The organism is Paenibacillus sp. ACRRX (genome assembly GCF_022346885.1).
Lineage (GTDB): Bacteria > Bacillota > Bacilli > Paenibacillales > Paenibacillaceae > Paenibacillus_B.
In genome coordinates, this window is sequence record NZ_JAKRNK010000001.1 from 70540 (window position 1) to 93804 (window position 23265).

General features: G+C 46.6%; 21 protein-coding genes and 1 riboswitch. Of the genes, 17 read left to right on the forward strand and 4 right to left on the reverse strand.

Annotated elements, in window-relative coordinates:
- Positions 1–180: 180 nt before the first annotated feature.
- From MH117_RS00290 to MH117_RS00305, 4 genes are all read left to right on the forward strand, one after another.
- Positions 181–519 (forward strand): YlbF family regulator, encoded by a 339-nt coding sequence (locus MH117_RS00290; RefSeq protein WP_239326267.1) that lies wholly within the window; start codon positions 181–183, stop codon positions 517–519.
- Positions 520–732: 213 nt separating this feature from the next.
- Positions 733–1032, forward strand: a complete 300-nt coding sequence (locus MH117_RS00295) for a hypothetical protein (RefSeq protein ID WP_239326269.1) — start codon at positions 733–735, stop codon at positions 1030–1032.
- 265 nt (positions 1033–1297) lie between these two features.
- Entirely contained in the window at positions 1298–3988 is a 2691-nt protein-coding gene (locus tag MH117_RS00300) for a YhgE/Pip domain-containing protein (RefSeq protein WP_239326271.1), read from the forward strand.
- 215 nt (positions 3989–4203) lie between these two features.
- The gene (locus MH117_RS00305; RefSeq protein WP_239326273.1) at positions 4204–5538 is read left to right on the forward strand and encodes a DRTGG domain-containing protein; all 1335 of its coding nucleotides are present in this window, start codon (positions 4204–4206) and stop codon (positions 5536–5538) included.
- Positions 5539–5662: 124 nt separating this feature from the next.
- On the opposite strand, the gene MH117_RS00310 is transcribed toward MH117_RS00305, so the two are convergent.
- The 3 genes from MH117_RS00310 to MH117_RS00320 all read right to left on the reverse strand — a co-directional run bounded on the left by MH117_RS00310 (position 5663) and on the right by MH117_RS00320 (position 6976).
- Complete coding sequence (locus tag MH117_RS00310; protein WP_239326275.1) at positions 5663–5971, reverse strand: YtpI family protein; 309 nt, start codon at positions 5969–5971, stop codon at positions 5663–5665.
- Positions 5972–6158: 187 nt separating this feature from the next.
- Complete coding sequence (locus MH117_RS00315) at positions 6159–6644, reverse strand: sporulation membrane protein YtrI (protein ID WP_239326277.1); 486 nt, start codon at positions 6642–6644, stop codon at positions 6159–6161.
- A 5-nt stretch (positions 6645–6649) separates the two neighbouring features.
- Entirely contained in the window at positions 6650–6976 is a 327-nt protein-coding gene (locus tag MH117_RS00320) for a YtrH family sporulation protein (RefSeq protein WP_239326279.1), read from the reverse strand.
- A gap of 166 nt (positions 6977–7142) precedes the next feature.
- Here MH117_RS00320 and MH117_RS00325 point away from each other — a divergent pair, with 166 nt between their 5' ends.
- From MH117_RS00325 to MH117_RS00360, 8 genes are all read left to right on the forward strand, one after another.
- Positions 7143–10721, forward strand: a complete 3579-nt coding sequence (locus MH117_RS00325) for a DNA polymerase III subunit alpha (protein ID WP_239326281.1) — start codon at positions 7143–7145, stop codon at positions 10719–10721.
- A gap of 326 nt (positions 10722–11047) precedes the next feature.
- Positions 11048–11551: a phosphatidylglycerophosphatase A family protein gene (locus MH117_RS00330; RefSeq protein ID WP_239326283.1), complete on the forward strand. Its 504-nt coding sequence runs from the start codon at positions 11048–11050 to the stop codon at positions 11549–11551.
- A gap of 343 nt (positions 11552–11894) precedes the next feature.
- Positions 11895–12083: a hypothetical protein gene (locus MH117_RS00335; RefSeq protein ID WP_028546168.1), complete on the forward strand. Its 189-nt coding sequence runs from the start codon at positions 11895–11897 to the stop codon at positions 12081–12083.
- Between the two features lie 134 nt (positions 12084–12217).
- Complete coding sequence (gene accD / locus MH117_RS00340) at positions 12218–13099, forward strand: acetyl-CoA carboxylase, carboxyltransferase subunit beta (protein ID WP_239326285.1); 882 nt, start codon at positions 12218–12220, stop codon at positions 13097–13099.
- On the forward strand, positions 13089–14054 hold the full coding sequence (locus MH117_RS00345; RefSeq protein WP_239326287.1) for an acetyl-CoA carboxylase carboxyltransferase subunit alpha: 966 nt from the start codon (positions 13089–13091) through the stop codon (positions 14052–14054). The genes accD and MH117_RS00345 overlap by 11 nt, the downstream gene beginning before the upstream one ends.
- 163 nt (positions 14055–14217) lie before the next feature.
- Complete coding sequence (gene pyk, locus MH117_RS00350; RefSeq protein WP_239326289.1) at positions 14218–15648, forward strand: pyruvate kinase; 1431 nt, start codon at positions 14218–14220, stop codon at positions 15646–15648.
- Positions 15649–15742: 94 nt separating this feature from the next.
- Entirely contained in the window at positions 15743–16261 is a 519-nt protein-coding gene (locus MH117_RS00355) for an acyl-CoA thioesterase (RefSeq protein ID WP_239326291.1), read from the forward strand.
- 49 nt (positions 16262–16310) lie between these two features.
- Positions 16311–16703, forward strand: coding sequence for an FxsA family protein (locus MH117_RS00360; RefSeq protein WP_481857209.1), 393 nt, complete (start codon positions 16311–16313; stop codon positions 16701–16703).
- 260 nt (positions 16704–16963) lie between these two features.
- On the opposite strand, the gene ytvI is transcribed toward MH117_RS00360, so the two are convergent.
- A complete protein-coding gene (gene ytvI, locus MH117_RS00365) occupies positions 16964–18079 on the reverse strand; it encodes a sporulation integral membrane protein YtvI (RefSeq protein WP_239326295.1) in 1116 nt (371 codons plus the stop codon).
- A gap of 398 nt (positions 18080–18477) precedes the next feature.
- Positions 18478–18629, forward strand: a riboswitch (adenosylcobalamin (AdoCbl) riboswitch).
- A gap of 385 nt (positions 18630–19014) precedes the next feature.
- On the opposite strand from ytvI, the gene MH117_RS00370 reads away from it, so the two are divergent.
- The 5 genes from MH117_RS00370 to MH117_RS00390 all read left to right on the forward strand — a co-directional run bounded on the left by MH117_RS00370 (position 19015) and on the right by MH117_RS00390 (position 23204).
- Complete coding sequence (locus MH117_RS00370; RefSeq protein ID WP_239326297.1) at positions 19015–20157, forward strand: 1-propanol dehydrogenase PduQ; 1143 nt, start codon at positions 19015–19017, stop codon at positions 20155–20157.
- A 193-nt stretch (positions 20158–20350) separates the two neighbouring features.
- Complete coding sequence (locus MH117_RS00375; protein WP_239326299.1) at positions 20351–20704, forward strand: BMC domain-containing protein; 354 nt, start codon at positions 20351–20353, stop codon at positions 20702–20704.
- A 14-nt stretch (positions 20705–20718) separates the two neighbouring features.
- On the forward strand, positions 20719–21150 hold the full coding sequence (locus tag MH117_RS00380; RefSeq protein WP_239326301.1) for a EutP/PduV family microcompartment system protein: 432 nt from the start codon (positions 20719–20721) through the stop codon (positions 21148–21150).
- A 64-nt stretch (positions 21151–21214) separates the two neighbouring features.
- On the forward strand, positions 21215–21787 hold the full coding sequence (locus tag MH117_RS00385; protein ID WP_239326303.1) for an ANTAR domain-containing response regulator: 573 nt from the start codon (positions 21215–21217) through the stop codon (positions 21785–21787).
- Positions 21780–23204 (forward strand): sensor histidine kinase, encoded by a 1425-nt coding sequence (locus tag MH117_RS00390; RefSeq protein ID WP_239326305.1) that lies wholly within the window; start codon positions 21780–21782, stop codon positions 23202–23204. Before MH117_RS00385 ends, MH117_RS00390 begins: the two co-directional genes overlap by 8 nt.
- Positions 23205–23265 lie beyond the last annotated feature (61 nt).

A 23265-nucleotide genomic window follows, 5' to 3' on the forward strand; every position in this document is an offset into this window, starting at 1 on the left:
TTCGAAAATAGCCAATGAGTTGCGACTGGACGTATGTTATACCTTGAGATTCGACAAGTGGATGGATATCCGTTAAGATATTAGACGTATGAACAAAGCAGGATGTGCATGAGAATGGGCTGTTGTCACGATCGGAATTCGTGGACTGTACAATGGCGTACATAAGGAGGATGCGTACATATGACTAACGTATACGATAGAGCGCATGAATTAGCGCGCGCATTGCAAGATTCGGCTGAAGCGAAAGCCGTAGAACAGGCGATGAAAGTCATTGAAACTGATCCGGAAAGTAAACGTATGCTGGATGATTTCCGCCAGCGTCAGAGCGAATTGCAGCAAATGATGATGACAGGCGCTATGCCAGATCAGGCGGAGATGGAAAAGTTGGAGCAAATTTACCAGGTTATCAGCATGAACACGAGCATTGCACAATTATTTGAGGCAGAACGTCTTCTTGCACAAGTCATTCAAGATGTAAACAAGATCGTAACTGATTCACTCAGTCATCTGTATCAGTAAAATAGGCGGATCAAAAAGGCTGGCGTCACACTTCCTTGCGAGGTGCGGACGGCAGCCTTTTTGCGGTCATAATTGCCCGCCCGTCCACATATGCTGTTATTAGACAGAATGCTGGAATGTAGCAAATGAATTGCATCATGTGCATCATCACTTATTCTCATCGTGCAAGCGGACAAGATGAAGTGATCATGATCGGAGAAAGGATGTAAAAACATGAACTCGACAAAACGCACGAAGAAATACAGCCGCACACAAAGCCGCGCGATATCCGTCATCTCCATTACTGCTGTTCTGGTGATGTTGTTTATCGCACTGCCGACAATACCTTTGAACGAAGGCTGGTCGTTGGCTGCTGTATTTGGCGCGGTATGGGCTTTGTTCGCTGTGCTTATTATAGGCGCGCATCTCTATCGTCTATTAAGAGTTGATGAGGAAGTAGAACGGAAGCTGCGCCAAGTACGGACTCAACGTTACAAGCAGATAGAACGGCGGATTATGGGTAATGAGCAATAAGTTATTAGAGCTTTCTTTTAACAGAGCTTCCTCAAAGTAAGTTCGAGGAGGCTTTTTGCTGTGAGGAAGAGTTGTAACAAGCTGAGGACAAGTACAAAAAAAAGGTTGAATCGTTAAAAGGGATTTTGTATGATTACAACCTGTGGAGATGTTTAGTTGTAAAACAAAAGCCAGGCGAATGTCATGTAGTTCATGTTATTTAAGAACTCAATATGTAAAAATGGTCACTTGGTCATTTTGCCGGCTAAGAAGGGGGTAGCACTATTTGAAGTTGTTTCAAAATCTTCGATATTTCGGCAAAGAGTTTGTTGCCACGATGAAGTCAAAGCATGTGCTTATACCCGTTCTGGGCTTGCTCGTCGTGCCGCTGCTGTATAGCGGTGTATACCTGGTAGCGAACTGGGATCCCTACAGCAATGTAAAACATATGCCAGTGGCTGTTGTCAATGAAGACAAGCCGGTGCAATATGAGGGGAAGGAAATTGCGATCGGTCGTGAATTGATGCAGAAGCTCCATGACAATGATAGCGTAGAGTTCCACTTTGTCGGCAGAGCTGAAGCGGAGCGAGGATTGGCTGAGCATACGTATTATTTGCTGATCGATATCCCTCAAGAAATGTCGCAGCATGCGACAACCATTTTGGACCCTAATCCGAAGCCGCTGGAATTGAAGTACAAGGAGAACAGCAGCTTTAACTTTTTGTCAGGTCAAATATCTGACAAAGTGGTAGAGAAGATTAAAGCCGAGACGTCACAGAAAGTAACTGAAACATATGTGGAGCAGATGTTTGGCGCTATTGCCCAATTAGCGGATGGCCTGGGAGCAGCAAGTGATGGAGCGGGGCAACTGGAGAATGGGCTCAAGCAGTTAGGGACTGGTATCGAGACGTTCCGTAATGAGCTGAACGGCCAGATTAATTCGAAGACATCGCAAGCAGGTTCCATGGTGGACAAGCTGCTGGATGAAAATAAAGTGAAGCTTGAAAACACGATCAATAAAGAGATTGAGCAAGCAATCGCATCCAATAAAGGGCCTTTAGTGAACAAGCTGCATCAGGAGATTGACAAGCAATCAGGAACATATGGTACTGAGCTGCGAGACAAGGTGCATGCCCGAATTGACGAAGTGATTGGTGAGAACAGTGGAATTGCGCAAGAGAAGTTAAATCAAGAGATTGATCGTGCTTTTGGACAGTACGGCGAACAAGTTCGCAATCAGATCCATGATGAGATCAATGCGGCCTATGCATCACACAAAGACGATGTGTACAAGGAAATTGTAACGGAAGTGGATAACACGGTCGTTAAAATGGAGCCTGTAGCCCATGCTATGATGCATAATGTTATCGATAACGAGGCAGGCGAGATTGATGCGTCTATTCGCAATAGCGTACATAAGTGGATTGATGAGAAGATAGATGCCTTATTTGACAAGACGATTGAGCGCATGACGGACAATCAGGATCAGATCAAGCGGCAATTTGACAAGCTGCAAGCAGATCTTGCTGCCATGAAAGCCGATGCGAAACCGGAAGAAGCAGATAAATGGCAAGCGATTCAAGATCAGCTGGACGGCCTGCGGGGTAACGTACATGCAGCCCTTAAGCCGGAGCAGATCGAAAAGCTCAAAGTTAAAATAAAGCTGGATCTGAATCAACTTGTGGATAAGGAACTAAATGCAGTAAACAAGAAGTTGTTAACTAAGGTTCACAGTGAAGCAGATAAGAAATTTAGCGCTTATTATCCGACTGCGCGGGCCATGGCACGCGGAATAGCACTGAGCAAGGCGGAAGAGCTCGCTCCCGTTCTGCTCGGGAAGGCCCATAATTATGCGGATCAGATCTACTCCGAAAAGTCAGAGCAAGTACAGGCGAAAGCTCATGAAGTATTAAATGAGAAGTGGTCACAACTTGAACCACAAGTGATAAATGAAGTTCATCAGCATGCAGATGATGAGATCAATCGTGTTGAACCTGTCGTGGTCAGCAAAATTCATGAAACAGCGGAGGAGAAAGTAAACACGCTGGAGCCGATTGTGAGAGACAGTATGCACAAACTGGCAAATATGAAGCTGGATGAGGCTGCTAAAAAAGTACATCAGATGGCATTTGAAAAAATGAGTGCACTGCTGCATGACGTAGATACAGCCAATAAAGCGATTAACACCGGATTTAATCAACTGATGGATGGACAACAGCAATTAATAAGTGGCGGTGCAGAGCTGCGCTCGAAGCTGCGGGATGGTGCGGAGAAGGCAACACAAGATTCGACTGACAGCACGTATCATATGATATCGGCACCGGTTACAAGTGACAAGGAAGAGAATCATGATGTGAATACTTATGGTATTGGTATGGCACCTTACTTCCTGTCATTAGGTTTCTTCGTAGGGGCGTTGATGTTCTCCATTGTATTCCCGATGAAAGAGACGATCCTTCGTCCACCTAACGGTTTTGCGTGGTTGTTAAGTAAGTTTGGTACGATGACGATTGAGAGTATATTCCAGGTCCTTATCGCAGGCAGTGTTGTGTTATATGGAATTGGTTTGACCGTGACCAACGTACCGATGTTTTTCTTAGTGTCACTGGTCACAAGCCTGATGTTTTTTGCATTTATTCAGTTTTTTGTTACGGCATTTGGCAATGTGGGGCGGTTTATCATTATTATCTTGCTAGTTCTGCAACTGTCGGCAACCGCGGGGACATTCCCGATCGAGCTGACACCGGAATTTTTCCAAATGCTTCATCCATGGCTGCCAATGACGTATACAATTCGTGCATACCGAGGTGTAGTTTCACTTGGTGACATGAATTATGTGTGGCAGAACATTGGCGTATTGTGTATTTACTTGTTCTCAAGTCTGTTCTGCAGCTGGATGTATTTTGCTCTTTGTTCGAAGAAGTCAAAGCGTCAGGAGAAAGACAGCACAAGCGGAAGTGTGATATCTGCTAAGTAGTAGACTTGAATACAAGCCTATCTCAGAAAATATGTAAATGTAGATGAAAGAGAGTCTTCAAACCCACTAGATCTAGTGGGTTTAGGACTCTTTTTATGTACTAAAAGAGGAGGCGAGTACTTGAATTTTAACCGTATTCCTGTTTTGCACAAATGGGAATGATTGTGATACAATGACTACAGATTAGGACAGTTCGGAGAATTGGGGTGTAACAGATGGATATGCATGACGCAACGGTCACGAAGCATGAACAGCTACTCCATCATATTGAGAGCTTGAAGCCAGGCACAAAGATATCGGTGCGTAAGCTGGCCAAGCAGCTGCAGGTAAGTGAAGGAACGGCATACCGTGCTGTAAAGGAAGCGGAGAGCGTCGGCCTTGTTATCACGAAGGAGCGGATAGGTACAGTAAGGGTCGAGAAGAAGCCTCGCAACTTGTCAGAGCAGCTTACTTTTACTGAGGTTGTGGACATCGTAGAGGGACACGTTCTTGGTGGACTGAGGGGACTATCTAAGACGTTAAATAAATATGTCATCGGTGCAATGAAAATGGACGCGATGGAACGTTACATTGATGCTGGAAGTCTGCTTATTGTCGGAAACCGAGAGGATGCGCATCGTCTAGCTCTCCAGCATGGCGCTGGCGTATTGATTACAGGCGGGTTTGGCACAAGCAGGGAAGTAAAGATGCTGGCAGATACGCTTGATCTGCCGATTATCAGCTCGAAGCATGACACGTTTACGGTGGCTTCTATGATTAACCGTGCGCTGTTTGACCGACTTATTAAAAAGAAGATTATGCTTGTTGAAGATATTGTAGGCTCAAAGGCACCAGTTGCGATTATGCGTTCTTATAGTACAGTTGAGCAGTTCAGAAAGCTGCAGCAAGAAACGGGGCATAATCGATTCCCTATCGTAGATGAATGGAATCGAGTCTTGGGCATGATCGCGTACAAGGATATTGCAGGTGCACAGCAAGACCAGACGATAGATAAGCTGTACACACGCCATCCTATTACGGCTTCCTTGACAACTACGCTTGCTTCAGCGGCTCACACGATGGTATGGGAAGGCATTGAACTGCTGCCGGTGATTGACCGGAATCGGAAGCTGATTGCCGTCATAACTCGCAAAGAGGTTCTGCAGGCTATGCGTGATGCACGAAAAGAACCTCAATTAGGTGAGACATTCGAGGACCTGATTTGGAATGGGTTTGAAGAATTGCGGAACGACGATGGTATGCTGTACTTTCAGGGTGTTATAACACCACAGATGGTTAATGGTCTTGGTGCGGTATCGGAAGGTATAATATTGTCCATTATGGCTAATGCCGCCTTGCGTGCAGTGAAAGATATGCGCGTTCATGATCATATTATGGAAAATATGACTAGCTACTTCGTCCGTCCGATTCAGATTGAAGATATCGTCATTCTCCGCCCGAGATTTATTGAGATGAGCCGTAAATTTTGCAAGCTTGAGATCGAGATGAAACTTCAAGATCAGCTTGTTGCCAAGGCGATGATGACGGCGCAGTCTATTGATCATGATTAATACAGGCTGCTGAAATGTTGGTTCGTAAAATGAAAGCGGCAGTGTTGGGATAGGATTGCTGACTCGTACATAAAAAAGCGTACAGTGCTGACACAGGAGACGGTGCAGACTGTACGCTTATTTGTTATTTGGTCCCCTCATGGGCCAAGAGACGATTAAAATGTCCATGATTGCGCAGCCCGGCAAACAAATTGAAGACGCCGAGTGCGAGCAATATGGCCCCGATGATGACTCTTAGGGTTGAACCTGTAAACATCGTCATCTGAAACACCGCGATGAGAATAAGCAGTAATCCCATACAAATGTTAGTTCTTGCTGCGAATAACCCGCGCTGCAGCACGTTCTTTGATCGTCTTGAGCGGAAGCTGAAGAAGACGGAGCTTATAGAGGCAAGGCAGATCAGTAAAGTAAGAATGAGTTGAATCACGTACATGACGGGCACGTCGCTCCTTCCTGCTGACTAGGATAATGGTCCATAATGTTAATCCTATATTACCATAATGTGAGAGAAGAGCCTATCCGAATTCATGTGTTGAGCCGTGAAGCATAAAAGGTTTCCATTCTAGAAGGATTACACGCTTTCCTTACGCTGCTGCAAATATCGTCACCTGAACCTATTATTAGGGTGCAGATGGCACGTGAGATTTTACATCTACCCACACATGAAGTACGCCTTCTGTTACGAGCATCGTGCGCAGAGAGACAACATAGTCACGAGCTTGAATATCGGTATAAAGTTTGCGTGTCAGAAGGCCTTCTACCAGTTTTGCATACTCGTCAATCTGAAAGACATTGCGTCCTTTAAGTCCGGCGAGATCACGGGATAGTCGTTTACGGAGCTCAGTCTCATCTGATTGTGGAATGTCATCTTTACTGCCTGGTCCATAAATATGAATGGAAATACTTTTAATAACAGTAGCGCGATTTTTGTAGCGGATTAGGTCCTCGTTTTCCGAGCGAAAATGAGAAAGCTGGTCCTGTAGGTCAAGGTTCCGCATGACAAGTTCGTCTATCTGGTGCATAAAGACTGCATGATAGACACATGTCCCAATAATCATCCCTACGAATACAACAGCTCCATCACGAATCCAATTGCGAGGGTGCATGCTGCTTACCCCCTTGCCCTGCACATCCATTGGACAAGTTCTGTCCCGAGATGCGCGCCGAGAAATGAGACAAGGATAAACATCAGCTGTTTAAATACAGGCGACAAGTTTCCGACCCAAAAATTAGACTCAATGACGCGCAGCGGATCGATGGTTCCGCCGACAGCAACGACGATGGCCCATATTTTGATATGCTCCGCAATATGTTTCATCGTCTCGGCAGGGGATTGCAGGGCGATAACACTTGCGATACCTCCAAGCAACGAGCCGCCGAGCACAACACCAAATGCGATGCCGAAGTCGATGATAGCTTTAGACAAAAAAGTTCCCATCGTGATGCTCCTTTCTTACGTGTGGAGTAAAGGCAATGGACAAACTAGCCCCTTGTACATGTATAGGTTTTCTAGCTCAAAATATGATACAATGAAAGACGAAAGTATGTTCGGTTAGGCAAAGAATAGTATGGAAAGTTACACGGAATGGAATGGAGTGAAGCGCATGAATGAATTTGTACATCTGCACGTGCACAGCGAATACAGCTTGCTGGATGGAGCTGCACGTATTGAATCGTTGGTGGAGCGGGCAGCTGCGAATGGCATGAAGGCGCTTGCCCTTACCGACCATGGCGTCATGTACGGCACAATTGCCTTTTATCGGGCGTGTCAGAAGCACGGAATCAAGCCGATTATCGGGATGGAGGCTTATGTAACGACTGGTGCCTTGACGGAGCGGGTGTCGCGTAAGGACCAGCCGATCTATCATCTTATTTTGTTGGCAAAGACGATGCAGGGTTACCGGAATCTAATGAAGATATCAAGCATCGCCCATCTGGAAGGTTTTCATTATAAGCCGCGTGCAGATATGGACACGCTTCGAACATATGGTGAAGGTATAATCTGTACCAGTGCCTGCCTAGGCAGCGAAATTTCACAGCACGTGCTGCACGACCGCATGGATGAAGCACGAGAAGCTGCATTGAGATATAAAGATATATTTAAGGATGGCTTTTATCTGGAGCTTCAGGACCATGGCTTAGTGGAGCAGAAGAAAGTCAACATCGGCTTAATTGATCTGGCCCGCGAGCTTAATATTCCGTTGGTATGCACTAACGATGTCCATTATATAGAGGAAGCAGACGCTGCGATGCAGGATGTGCTCATTTGTATCGGCACGGGCAAGACGGTAGAAGATGAGACGCGATTGCGTATTGCATCTAATCAGCTTTATTTTAAGAATGGCGAGCAAATGAACGCCTTGTTTGCGCATGTACCAGAGGCGATACACAATACAAGCCGGATTGCGGATGCATGTAACGTGGAGTTAGAGTTCGGGCATTCGGTGCTGCCGGAGTTCCAGCCGTTGCCGGAAGGCCTTGCTGCAGGTCAATATTTGCGTGAACTGTGTGAACAAGGATTGTTAGAACGCTATCAGCACTTATCCGAATGGGAAGAAGAGGCCTTTGTTCAGTCGGCACATGAACGGCTTGCCTTTGAGCTGGGTACGATTGAGCAGATGGGCTTCTCGGACTATTTTCTGATTGTGTGGGATTTTATTCGTTATGCACACGAATCAGGGATAATGACTGGGCCTGGAAGGGGCTCTTCCGCCGGTAGTCTGGTAGCGTACACGCTCAAGATTACAAATGTTGATCCGTTGAAGCATAAGCTGCTGTTTGAACGGTTTCTCAATCCGGAACGGATCACGATGCCGGATATCGACATTGACTTCAACGATGAGCGCAGAGACGAGGTTATTCAATACGTGTCCGACAAGTACGGACACGACCGCGTTGCGCAGATTATAACGTTCGGGACAATGGCCGCAAGAGCAGCGGTAAGAGACGTGGGACGCGCGTTGAATGTATCATACGGCGATACGGACCGTGCTGCCAAGCTCATTCCAAATCAGCTGGGCATGACGCTTACGGAAGCGATGAGAGTCAGCAGTGAATTACGTGAATGGTGCGAGAAGGAACCTCGTATTCGTGAGCTTATAGAGATGGCAATTAAAGTCGAGGGTATGCCCCGACATGCCTCAACGCATGCCGCAGGGGTAGTCATCGCCCCCGAACCACTGCCACACTTCGTGCCGTTGCAAGCAGGTACGGAGCACACAGCATTAACGCAGTATTCGATGGAGCATCTGGAAGCCATCGGTATGTTGAAGATGGACTTTCTTGGATTGCGTACATTGTCCATTATCGAGCGTACGCTCGAATGGATCAAGGCGAAGTCGGGAGAGGCGCTTGACTTGAACCGTGTTGACGATCAAGACGAGCGGACCTATGAACTGCTCGGACGGGGAGATACAACCGGTTTGTTTCAATTGGAGTCGACAGGAGTTCGCAAAGTACTACGCGAACTGAAGCCTTCCGGTTTCGAAGATATCGTGTCCGTATTGGCTCTCTATCGTCCGGGACCGATGGAGTTTATTCCGAATTTTATTCAGAGCAAGCACGGTCGCAAGCCAGTGGAATATCCTCATCCGGATCTGGAACCTATTTTAAAGGACACGTACGGGATTATTGTGTATCAAGAACAGATCATGCATATTGCTTCCCGGATGGCGGGCTTCTCGCTTGGCGAGGCCGATTTGCTTCGGCGAGCTGTCTCCAAGAAAAAGCGTGAAGTGCTTGATCAGGAACGGGCTCATTTTGTAGAAGGCAGTCTTGGACAAGGTTACACGAAAGAAGAAGCGAACCGTGTATATGATATGATCGTACGATTTGCTGATTACGGTTTCCCACGTGCGCACGCGGCAGCTTATGGCGTGTTGGCATTTCAAACGGCATACTTGAAGACACATTACCCGACTGAATTTATGGCGTCCATGCTGACAGCGAATATGGGCAACCATCGTAAGACTGCTGAATACATTGAGGATTGCAGACGGACAAGCATCGATGTTTTACCACCAGATATTAATGAGAGTAACGTTACGTTTACGCCTGTTCATGATGCTATCCGGTTCGGCCTCGCAGCAATCAAGAACGTCGGAACTACGGCGATCGAGTGCATGATTCGCGAGCGAGCGGAGCAGCCGTATCAAGATCTGCATGACTTCTGCAAGCGGGTTGATTTGCGGGTGTGCAACCGCCGCGTCATTGAATCTCTTATTCAGGCAGGGGCGATGGACAGCTTGCCGGGTCACCGGGCACAGCTGCTGGCGATGCTTGACGAGACGCTTGAAGCAGCAGTGAAATGGCGCAAGGAACGTGAAGATTTACAGATCCAATTGTTTAATTTCGTAGAGGTAAACAATCGATCGATTGAGTATCCGAGTGTACAGCCCTTTACGATGACACAGCAGCTTGAACTGGAGAGGGAATTGCTGGGGATGTATTTATCCGGGCATCCGCTTGATGATTACGTAGAACTGCTAGAGCATGCTGACGCGGATCGTATCGTGGACCTGCATGACGCGGTGGATGAGAGTGAGTGCGTGGTGGCAGGTATGGTTGTATCCGAACGAGTCATTATGACAAAGAAAGGCAAGCCTATGGCGTTTATCGGTCTGGAAGATCGGATTGAGCGAACTGAGGTTGTGCTGTTTCCTGAAGTATGGCGGCGGGCCAAGCCGCTTATCTCGAAAGGAGCGCTTGTAGCTGTGCTGGCGAAAGTGCAGCAGCAGGATGACGACTTTAAGCTCTTGGCGCATGAAGTTGCGCCACTGGAGCCGCAGGCGGTCGCGCAGCTTGCGAGCCGCGCGCGCACACGCCGTGACGCTGGCGCAGCCCCGCGCAGGGCGGGCGGGACCGGGAGCAGCGCTGCTGCGATACAGGCGGCTCCAGCGCCGCAGGCGGCGTCACGCGCAGCTCTGCCTGAGCGCGACGATGCACGCGCGAGGCAGAGCCAGCGCGTGTACATCAAGATCACGGCCGATCATGAACGGCCTGAGCTGTTGAATGAGCTGAAGCAGCTCATTCAAGCGCATCCGGGACCGCTCTCAACCGTGCTCTTCTACGAGCGCGAGCAGCAGCTGCGGGCTTTGAGCAGCGCTTATGCTGTCAAGCCTTCGCCTGAGTTGTTCAGGCGCGTCGAAACGATGCTGGGTGAAGGGTCTGTGCGTGTACGTTAGTCTAGCCGAGTCCAGCGGCTAACACATTTGTCAGGTGTTAGTCGTTGGGCATAGTATACGCGCATGCTGATCTGCATCTCTACAGCTTATCTTATGGTGCTGCAATATGTATCCGGGGTACTGCGCTTACAACGTGATAAGCGGCATTTCAGCATGCTAACCTTTACAAAGCTGTGCGTACGACGGATACAATCTTCTTGTTTTCATGGATGTTACATTATTTTTTCGTAAAGCTATTCACCCTTCCTGCACCTTGAGCATATCATGTAGATACACCCTATATGAGAAGACAAGACTGTCGTATCGGGAGAATGGAGGGAGCGCCTGTGACATATGATGCAGCAGCGCAGTGGCTGGAACAACGTGGGGTATCACTGCTTTCGATAGCTGAGATTGCATTTGAGCTGCAGAAGCCTTACAATGCGACATTAAAGGTGGAAGAGTGCTTGGAAAGTGTTAAGGCGGTGCTTCATAAACGTGAAGTGCAGTATACGCTGATGACGGGTATTGCATTAGATGTAATGGCCGAAAGGAAACAATTGCCTGAACCCCTGCAGTCCATGCTGGAGGCGGATGAATCGTTATATGGTGTGGATGAGACGCTGGCGTTAGGCATAACGGGGGTATATGGGACGATTGGCTTGACAAGCTTTGGTTATTTGGATAAAACCAAAATAGGTATTCTTCGGCACCTGAACAATCATAAACAGCAAATACATGTCTTTCTGGATGATCTAGTGGCGGGTATTGCAGCAGCAGCTTCGTCGCGAATCGCGCATCAGGATACGAAAGCTACGATATACGATACGATTGATCGTGTGGATAGCTAAGTTGAGTAATTTTGATAATTATCGCCTGACAGCAGGTCCTCAGTGAAGACATTCCCAGTGAACTGATCTCGCTATTTCTTCCGCTGTGATGTGTCTTCACTCGCCCTCATTGATTCATAAAAATCTTCATATTTTATTCGTGAAAAATAATTTATACCTGACATGTCGAGCTGAATAAGGCAAGAAAAAAGGCGTTGAACGCCGTTTAGCGTCGAAATCAAGAGCTTAGATTCTCTAAGAAGCATTGCTGCTTCCATGGATTTGGTTGCTATGAAAATGGCAATTATGTTATCATAATGGCATTATACACAGCTCTATTGGAACGTTAGGGGGGTCTCCGCGAATGTGGACGGTTATCTACATCGCTCCGACTGCCAAAATCGCAGACATGATACTTGCAAGACTGACGGAAGAGGGATTCCTTATTCGAGTACGTCCCATTCATCTTTCCAAGCAGCAATTTGAAGTGCTGGTGCCTTCCGGTGAGGTAGAAGAAGTACAAGAAGTTCTTAATTCGATTCTGCATGCGTAATACGGCTGCTTGATGAACGCAACAAGGTTCAGACAGCCGCTTTTTGTTGTCTGGATATCATACGAACAGCTTGTGGACAAGCGTTGGTTCGTTGGCGTCTAAAGCAGACTATCACGCTCAAAGAGGTGTAACGGGTGTTCAAAGACTTGTTTCAGAAAAAGAAAAAGTATGCAACGGTTCCATCCGTGCGTGATGATAATCGACCTAAGCGTGAAATACCTGAAGGTATAATGAACAAATGCCCCAAGTGCGGCAATATTCAGTATTATAAAGAGCTTGAAAAGAACCTGAAAGTATGTTCCGAGTGCGGGCATCATATGCGTCTAAGTGCTTACGAGCGCATTCAAATGACATTGGACGAGGGTCGTTTCTTTGAATTCGACATCGACATTGCCCCCGAGGACCCGCTGCAATTTCCTGGCTATACGAAGAAACTAGAACAACAGCAAAGCAAGTCCGATCTCTCGGAAGCTGTAGTTACGGGAGAAGGAACAATTGGCGGTTTTCCGGTTGTGGTAGCTGTCATGAGCTTTGACTTTTTCAGCGGCAGCATGGGTTCTGTTGTAGGTGAAAAAGTAACACGAGCAGTCGAGATGGCGATGCTGAAACAGTATCCGCTTCTTATATTCTCCACATCTGGCGGAGCGCGTATGCAAGAAGGAATTCTCAGCTTAATGCAGATGGCAAAGACAAGCGCGGCAATAGCTAAGTTCCAGAATCAAGGCGGTTTATTTATTTCTGTTATTACGGACCCTACGTATGGCGGTGTGTCCGCTAGTTTTGCCATGCTGGGTGATATTATTGTGGCCGAGCCAGGGGCAGCATTTGGCTTTGCAGGCCGCATCGTTATTGAACAGACCATTCGTCAGAAGCTTTCTGATGAATTCCAGACAGCCGAGTTTAATTTGAAGCACGGCCAACTGGATATGGTTATAGCACGCAAAGATTTGCGTCAATCGCTTACGAAACTTATCGAATTGCATACGGTGAAAGGAGAGATGTCCCATGAAGGGTGAACTTTCATTCGAGCAGCCGTTAGTCGAGCTCAAGCAGAAGATTGAAGAGTTGAAGCGATTCGGGGAAGAGAAGCATATTGATTTCTCTGAGGAGATCGCACGTCTCGAAGAACGTTATCAGAAGATAGCGGAGGAGATATATACAAGTATTTCTCCATCACAGAAGATGCATCTCGCACGCCATCACCAGCGTCCAACGACGCTTGATTTTATATCTCATATCTTTACTGATTTTGTTGAATTGCACGGTGACCGCTTGTATGGCGATGATCTTGCCATTGTTGGTGGACTTGCCCGTCTTAATGGCTTGGCGGTAACTGTTATTGGGCATCAACGCGGGAAAGATACAAAGGAGAACATTGCACGCTTCTTTGGCAGTCCTCATCCAGAGGGCTTCCGCAAGGCGCTTCGCCTTATGCAGCAAGCAGACAAGTTTAAGCGTCCGATTATCACATTTATTGATACAAAGGGCGCATACCCAGGCAATACAGCCGAAGAACGAGGCCAATCAGAGGCTATCGCCCGCAACTTGCGGGATATGGCTATGCTTGGCGTGCCTGTCGTGTGTGTTGTCATTGGTGAGGGGGGCAGCGGTGGTGCACTTGCGCTTGGCGTAGGCAACCGCGTTCTTATGCTGGAGAATGCCATTTATTCGGTTATTTCGCCGAATGGCGCGGCTTCTATTTTATGGAAGGATGCGTCTAAGGCCGATCAAGCTGCCGAAGCGATGAAGATTACAGGTGACGACCTGCTGGAGATGGAAATCATTGAGGGAATTATCCCTGAGCCGCCAGGCGGTGCACATAAGAATATTGCGGATACCGCCGAAAGTGTAAAGGCTGCGCTCTGCAAGCATTTGTCCGAATTGATGGAGATGTCTGCGGACGAACTGCGTGAAGATCGTTATAACAAGTTCCGCAAAATTGGCAAGTTTGCAACAGTGGATCTCAGCTAACAATAATCATATATAATCGTGCATGAAATTGGTAAAACTTTATAATATGATGATCCTCATATACAAATGCCGCACGTTATAGTAAATTAATTAGTTGAGAACCATTAAGAATTGTAGATGTTTTAGAGATACTAGAGAGCCTAATAATTGGAGGAAACCCAGAATGCGCAAAACTAGAATTGTATGTACCATCGGTCCTTCCAGCGAGTCCTTGGACAAGTTAAAGCAATTGATTATGGCCGGCATGAACGTTGCACGTTTGAACTTCTCACACGGCGACTTTGAAGAGCACGGCAACCGTATTACGAATATCCGTCAAGCTTCCAAAGAATTGAACAAAACAGTAGCGATTCTCTTGGATACTAAAGGTCCTGAGATTCGTACAGGTAAATTGGCTGTAGAGCCGATTGAACTCGTTCAAGACGAATTCGTAACATTAACGACTGAAGAGATTCTTGGGGACAAAGACCGTATTTCGGTTACATATAACGAGCTGCCGCAAGATGTTGAAGTCGGTTCTACAATCTTGATCGACGATGGTTTGATCGGATTGACTGTTGTAGACGTACAAGGTACTGAAATCAAGTGCAAAATCGTCAACGGTGGTACAATTAAGAGCAAAAAAGGCGTTAACGTTCCTGGCGTAAGCATTTCCTTGCCAGGTATTACGGAGAAAGATGCTAGCGATATCCGTTTTGGTATTGAGCAAGGCGTTGATTTTATCGCGGCTTCATTCGTTCGTAAAGCAAGTGATGTGATGGAAATCCGTAAACTGCTTAAAGAGCACAACGGAGACAGCATCCAAATCATTTCGAAAATTGAAAACCAAGAAGGCGTTGACAACTTGGATGAAATTTTGGAAGTGTCTGACGGCCTGATGGTTGCCCGCGGTGACCTTGGTGTTGAGATTCCAGCTGAAGATGTACCATTGGCTCAAAAGCTGATGATTCAGAAGTGTAATCTTGCAGGCAAGCCGGTTGTCACAGCAACACAAATGTTGGATTCCATGCAGCGCAATCCACGTCCAACACGCGCAGAAGCAAGTGACGTGGCAAATGCAATTTTTGATGGCACAGACGCAATCATGTTGTCCGGCGAAACAGCTGCTGGTAAATATCCAGTAGAATCTGTATTGACGATGTCCCGTATCGCTGAGAAAGCAGAATCCGCATTGGAATACCGTGAGATTTTGACAAAACAAAGCATGAAACAACAGGTAACGGTAACGGACGCGATCAGCCAAGCTGTAGCCAACTCTGCACTCGACCTGGACGCAAAAGCAATCATTACATCTACACAAACGGGTTATACAGCTCGTATGGTGTCCAAGTATCGCCCTAAAGCACCAATTATTGCAGTAACAGCATCTGAGCAAGTGATGCGCGCTATGGCATTGACTTGGGGCGTAGTGCCTGTTAAAGGCGAGCCAGCTACTAACACAGACGAAATGTTTGATGTAGCACTTAAAGGCGGCCTGCATACAGGTCTTGTAGCTGAAGGTGATCTTGTTGTAATTACGGCAGGTGTTCCAGTTGGATGCGCAGGCTCCACTAACCTGGTTAAAGTAACGCAGATCGGCACAAGCTGCAAATAGTCATTTTCCGCAAGGAAGCCAATAGGCTAATATATAGACACAAAGCAATGGTTCATACCATTGCTTTTGTTGTATTCGGAAAGGGGAAATTAGGGTGTCAGAGCCTAAATTTGCTGCTTGTCCGTCAGCATTAACACCGTGGTATGGGCATATACTTCGAGTGCGTTATCAAGAAACGGATAGTATGCGTGTTGTTTTTCATGGCAATTATGTAACCTGGTTCGAAGTCGGACGTACAGAATGGATAAGATCATTAGGTATTAATTATAAGGCTTTGGAGACAGAAGGGCTGCTATTGCCAGTTACAGATCTGCAAGTGTCGTACAAGCAGCCTGCTGTGTATGATGATCAGGTTGCTGTATATACACGGCTGCAGGATTGCAGTCCGATTCGGATGTCATTCCAATCCGTAGTCTGCCGTGTGCAGCGGCCTCTCGCAGATGAACTCAGTGGTAACGGCTGGATCAGTGAACCAACGGGGGAACTGCTGGTTCAAGGGGGCACGACACATGCATGGGTGAACGAGGACTGGCATCTGACGAGATTTGACCGCGCTCAGCCCGACATATGGAAGCTGCTGCAGGAGTTGAGAGCTTTGCCGACAAGCAGCTAGTCTGTCTGATTAATTGTGCCGAAGGCGGGTTTGGAAAGGTGGAATGGACATGTTATGGTTGCTTGTTGTATTAACCGTTATACCGGCGCTTGAAATTTACGGATTTATCCTGATGAGCGGTTGGGTTGGAGGCTGGAACACACTACTCTTAATACTGCTGACTGGGGTTATTGGTGCTGTAGTCGCCCGTTACGAAGGCAGACAGGTGCTGAAGGATGCGCAGCAGCAGATGCAGGCAGGACAAGTGCCAGGCCGCGTCATGATCGACGGATTGTGTATACTGGCAGGAGGCGTATTGCTTATAACGCCAGGCTTCTTTTCGGATATTATCGGCTTTACGCTTGTATTTCCGTTAACACGTCCCATCTATCGGCATTACTTGTTAAAATGGATTGAGAAGAAGATGAAAAACGGTGATATCATTACATTTCGCCGTTTCTAAGTGTAAATGGCTATTACAGCTCGAAGTGAAAAGAGGATTAGATTGTACTGCGTACAATCTAATCCTCTTTTTGGTCCCCATTTAGGCATGAAACAGGTAAAAAGCGTTGGGAGGTTGTCGTAATCGCCTTAGAAAACAGCTCATGTAGGCAACGCTGAAATTCGTAGCGCCATTTGCAGCAGCTGCACATACGCAGGATCAATTGCTAAGAATAGCTCATTGTAGGTCATAAAAACTTACACATACAACAGGTACGATGACTATCGCCTGCCAGTTATCACATAATTTCTTAAATCGCGGAACACATTCGCACGGTAAATGGCGGAAATGAATACCAGAGAAACGGGGCCGATAATGATCCCGAGCACACCAAATAATTTTAACCCCATAAACATAGCGATGAGAGTGGCTAGGGGATCAAGGCCCACGCTAGAAGCAAGTACCTTGGGTTCCATAATCTGTCGTGCAACTAGGACGATGCCGTACAGGATAGAGAGACCAATCCCTGTTGACGAACTCCCCGTCAAGAAGCAATATGCAATCCAAGGCACCATGACAGCACCGACGCCAAGGTACGGCAGCAGATCAACGAAGCCGATCAAAAGACCGATCGTAACCGCATACTCAACTTGGATGATCAACAATCCGGTAATGACAACAACAGCGGTAATCGTGATAAGAATAAATTGCGCACGCAAGTAACCAAACAATGCTTTTTTTAAATCGGACCAAATAGTACGAATCGGCTTGCGGACACGTTCGGGTATGAGATCAGCAGCGATTACGATCCACCTCTTCCAATCCTTGCTAATAAAGAAGGCTGCTAATATGACCACAACAGAAATAGTCGCGATATTAGGCAGGCTGGATAAGAAGAGGACGATACCGTTTAGGAAACTACTGACCAAATAGGTAATTGTATCTGTAACGGTTTCCGTCGTTTTTTTGATGTTGCTGTTAATCGTATCTTGGATGTTTGGATTGTCCACATATAAGGAATTAATCGTTCGTATAAAGGATTGTACCTCTTCATTGTCCACCAGATTTATAAAAATAGACCGCCATACATCCAAATATTGTTGAATCGTCTGGGACAGCGTAATGATCTCTTTGACGATACGCGTCACGACAGCCGCTGCTACAGTAAGCATACCAGTAATAAATACCGTCAATGCAATTGTTACACTAAGCCAACGCGGAATGCGCAGCTTATCCGTCATGCCGTTGACGAGTGGGTTCAGCATCAGTGCAATAAGCCAAGCGAATAGAAACGGGTAGATAAGCGGAAGGATAAAATAACTGCCAACTAAAGCAGAGACAAGTAAAAATGTTACCCAGCCCCCACGCCAAATACGCATCAACACAGCGGCATCCACATCAAATCTCCTTTCCCATCGGGCATAGAATGAAGAAGGTTGTCTAGTTATTCATATGACAATCACACAGGGTGACAGAACTGGAGAAGCAAAGTTGGTACTGATTTGAGCTTAGGAAGGCTGTTATGTTTATGTAAATAGAAGTAATTGGGGTAATCAAGGAACAGAACTCATCTCTCTGTTGAGTATACCAATTTTTTCCTTTAAGTTATCATTAATGGTCAAGTTGGTGTATTCATGTTTACAGAGAAGTGCAATCAGTTTGGATGGCTGATGCTTACATGTTAATCGCCTCCGTTTGTATTCAGCAATTTTAATAACCTCTTTTATGCCGTTACATATTGCCAAACTGTTGGATTGTGCTATAATAATGTCGAATGGACGCCCATTCACGTCGTGTACAATAGAAAAAGTTATAGGTAATGGAAGTTTGGTGCAAATCCAACACGGTCCCGCCACTGTAATAGATCGAATATTCGGTCTTAAGTCAGGTCGTTTGCCTAGTAACTTTGTCTGGCTAGTCATTTCGAGGCGAAAGTGACTAGTTTACAAGTCTAGTGACGATTGATGCCTCGCTAGGCTTTTTTACGTTGTAAGCAGGCTGCTGACACTGATGTTAGCAAGGCCAGGTGCTCGCCGCCGAACTTGTACAATGGAGTATAGCTTGTCAAGCGGGAGGTTCTTCAAGGCAGAAGAACAAGGTGCACAATGGTGTGCATGCCCTTTTTTATACAACATCACCTATATGCTATTGCGTAGCAGTTGAGATTCGGTTGACGAATATCGGTGTTACAGTGTACAGTTGAGATAGACAATTTAATGATTGCTGCACAATGGCGTGCACATGATAATACAAGCAAAGAGGCTTTTGAAGGGAACGTATCCCTTTGAAAGTCTCTTTTTTTGTTTCCAATAATTTCATGGAGGTGCCTTACATGGACAAAATTTCAATGAAAACGGACATCTATCTGGGGCAAGGTGCACTGGATCGCCTGTCAGAGTGGAGAAATAGACGGATCTTCGTAGTCACAGATCCATTTATGGTGAAGTCGGGGATGATTAACCTGCTGTTCGAACGACTGCATGACAGCAACGAACAATACATTTTCAGCAACATTGTTCCAGATCCTCCCGTTGAGATTGTGACAGAAGGTGTGGAAGCGCTCGGCGCGTTTCAAGCGGACCTGATGATTGCAATTGGTGGTGGATCTGCTATAGATGCAGCTAAGGCAATGAAGCTGTTCGCCCACAAATTGCTGGATCAGCATGACATGCCATTTGTAGCCATTCCGACAACTAGCGGGACAGGCTCAGAGGTGACATCCTTCTCCGTCATCAGCGACAAAGAGAAAAATATTAAATATCCTTTGGTTTCCGATGACATGCTGCCGCAAGAAGCAATATTGGACCCAGAGCTGGTCAAAAGTGTGCCAGACTTCATCACTGCTGATACGGGCATGGATGTACTGACACATGCTATTGAAGCATATGTGTCTACCAAAGCAAACGATATTTCCGATGCATTGGCGGAAAAGGCGATCAAACTCGTATTGGCTTATTTGCCACGTGCTTATCAGGATGGCAACGATCTAGAGGCACGCGAGAAAATGCACAATGCCTCTTGCCTGGCAGGGATGGCGTTTAATATTACGTCGCTCGGGCTTAACCATGGAATTGCACATGTGGCCGGAGCGAAATTCAAGATTGCGCACGGACGCATGAATGCGCTGCTGCTGCCGCATGTCATTGCCTATAATGCAGACTACAAGCCGGGTTACGGTAAAGAAGAGAGCAACGCTGCAGCGGTTAGATACGCGGAAATCGCCAGCATATTGGGATTGAATGCACCACATGCCAAGAGCGGCGTGCGCAGTCTGATTCAAGCGATCAAGCAGTTGCAGAAGCAATTAAAAATGCCGCAGACACTACAAGAGTGCGGCGTGGAACGAGCAGCGCTGGAAGAGATGCGCGGGGCCATTGCAGAAGGCGCATTGCAAGACGGATGCACGGCCACTAACCCACGTGTAGCTACTGCTGCAGACGTCGTTGAAATTTTGAACAAAATGTATCAATCATAAATTGGAATGAAGTTTCAGATGTAATGATATTGACAACGCTTGCAGGTTAAAATATAGTAAAAGTAACACAACGGCGTGTTGCATACAAATAAAAGCGAAGAGGCTTCTTAAAATTTCCGTGTGAACTTTTAAGGGGTCTTTATGTTTTTTTACAGCTATTTCAAGTGTCACTGACATGAGATGGGATGAGAGTATGGACCAACACAATGAGAAACAACGAGTTATTCAAGAATATGTGCCTGGTAAACAGGTTACGCTGGCTCATATTATCGCGAATCCGAATCCGGACATTTACAAGAAGCTCGGATTGGGAAGCGAGGCAAAGGATGCCATCGGCATTATGACCATTACGCCAAGTGAGGCTTCTATTATTGCGGCTGATATTGCAACGAAGGCGGCTGGCGTTCAGATTGGCTTTGTTGACCGATTCAGCGGATCTCTGGTTGTCACGGGGGATGTATCATCCGTCGAATCCGCAGTAAGTGAAGTCCTGCTGGGACTACAACATATTATTGGCTTCTCGGCTGCGAAGATTACGAGAACGTAGGAGAAGAAGCTGCGATGAAGAAAATTATTTTTGCCGGAAGCACAGGCTCAGGTAAGACAACACTGTGCCAGAAGCTGCACGGTCAGGCAATTGCTTATAAGAAGACACAGGCTGTCGAGAGCTTCGAGCAAGCGATCGATACGCCGGGGGAGTGCATCGAGAATCGTTATTTGTACAAGATGCTGCTTGTCTCTAGTGTCGATGCAGACGTGATTGGGCTTGTGCAAGATTGCACGAAGGAAGAAAGTTATTTCCCGCCTGCTTTTGCTACCGTTTTTGCCAAGCCGGTGATTGGAATTGTGACAAAAGTAGAACTGGCACAATCCCGTGATGAGGTGGCACAAGCGAGAGCACATTTACAGGCGGCGGGTGTAGAAGCGATTTTTGAGGTCTCAACGATAGAGGACATAGGCGTAGAGGCGCTTCAACATTATTTGGAAGCGTAATGACATCCTCCTAAGGGGCGTTCAAGGGACAAGCAAATACGGCAGACAACGAGGTGCGTGACACATGAATGGAAAAATTGTAATAGTCGACGATGAACCTATTACAAGGATGGATATTCGTGAGATGCTGGAAGAGGCGGGCTACAATGTTGTAGGCGAAGCTTCCGATGGCTTTGAGGCTATCGAATTATGTAAAAAGCATCTGCCCGACTTGGTGATCATGGATGTGCAAATGCCCATTCTAGATGGTCTAAAGGCGGGTAAACGAATCATTTCAGAACAGCTGGCGGGCGGGATTGTACTGCTGACCGCATTCAGCGACAAACAAACAATCGAAAAGGCATCCGCTGTCGGAGCGCTTGGTTATCTGGTGAAGCCGCTTGATGAGAAGTCGTTTATTCCTATGGTTGAAGTGACGATTGCCAAAGGCAGGGAAATACGCAAGCTTGAACAGAATTTGTCCAAGCTGACGCAGAAAATGGAAGAGCGCAAAGCAGTCGAAAAGGCTAAAGGAATCTTGATGAAGGAAAATGGCTGTACGGAAGAAGAAGCCTATCAGACCCTGCGAAAACTAAGTATGGACCGACGGTGTCCTATGATCGAAATCGCAACGACAATCGTCATTTCGTATGACTAATGTCAAAGCACAGATTGAACAGTTGTGTAATCGTCATACGGGCTTAACAGAGTCGGATATCGAACGAATCGTAAATATTGCGCAATCCTTTGAAATGTCAGAGGTGCAGGACGATGTATTTATCGATGTGTTGTCTAGTGTGGCTAGCGAGGCTATCGTAGTCTATCACCGCCGTCCAACAGAGGGGCAATCGTTGTACTTGCATCCAGTTACGGGGGAAAAAGCACTGCGTGAAAACGAACCGGGTGTCCTAAGGACGCTGGAGACAGGCATTATGTCTCAGGGGCTCGTTGCCAACACGCAGGAGAATCATCTGGTCAGACAAACCGTATATCCGATTAAGAACCAAGAGGGTGTCATTGCGGTCGTGATTTACGAGAAGGATGTTAGCGACAACATTCAAGCCCATTTCAAGGTGACGGGGACACCGTACGAAGATAGCGAGATGTCCTCGATGCTGACCGCGATGCTACGCTTTAAGGACTCGATCATCAATCAGTTGGAGGATGCTGTTCTCGTATTCGACAGGCATGGATTTTTGAAGCTGAAAAATATAAAAGCAGATGTGTACTATCGGCAGCTTGGTTATTTGGAGGACATTCAAGGATTACATTATGACAATCTGTCGCTCGATCAGACCATGTTTGCTGAGGTAATGAGGCAGCATTCGGTTGCTCCAAGTTGTCCGTTGACGACAGATGTAAAGGCCGCAGACCGCTACTATCAGGTAAAACGGTTATTTATAGAAGAGCAAGATCTTTGTGTAGGTGTGATTCTGCATGATGTGACCGAGATCAAAGACAAGGAAGCAGAAATTGTATCCAAGTCGGTGGCCATTCGGGAAATTCATCATCGGGTAAAAAATAATTTGCAGACGGTAGCTTCTCTGCTCCGAATACAGGGGCGTCAATGCGAGAGTCCTGAAGCTAAAAAATGCTTAAATGACAGCGTCAGCCGAGTCCTTGCGATCGCGGCGACTCATGAACTGTTATCCACCGAAATCGATGCACAGGTGGACCTGCTTGATGTAATACGACTTATAGCTGCGAACATTCAACGCTGCTTTGTTGACTGCCAAGCGGTAGATATCCAAATATCGGCCGCACAAAGTATCTGCTTGGACAGTGATCGTACGGTGGCAATTGCCCTTATTGTGAGCGAACTGCTTCATAATAGCTATGAACATGCGTTTGATGACTGTTCAGATGGAACGATAAAGGTAAGTGCGCATTTAGAAGGCGGCTTAGTCACAGTGGAGGTTGCTGATGACGGCATTGGATTTGCTGCTGATGAGGGTTCGCATAAAAGCTTAGGTTTATCGATTGTACGCAGTTACGTGAAGGAAAAGCTGAAAGGCAAGCTTGGGATTGTGTCCAACAGCAGCGGTACGGCAGTTACGTTTACATTTAAAAAATAAATCATCAGGCTACAAGGGTGTAGTCCTGTAAGCAACGAGGCTTAGAGTAAACCATGTCCCA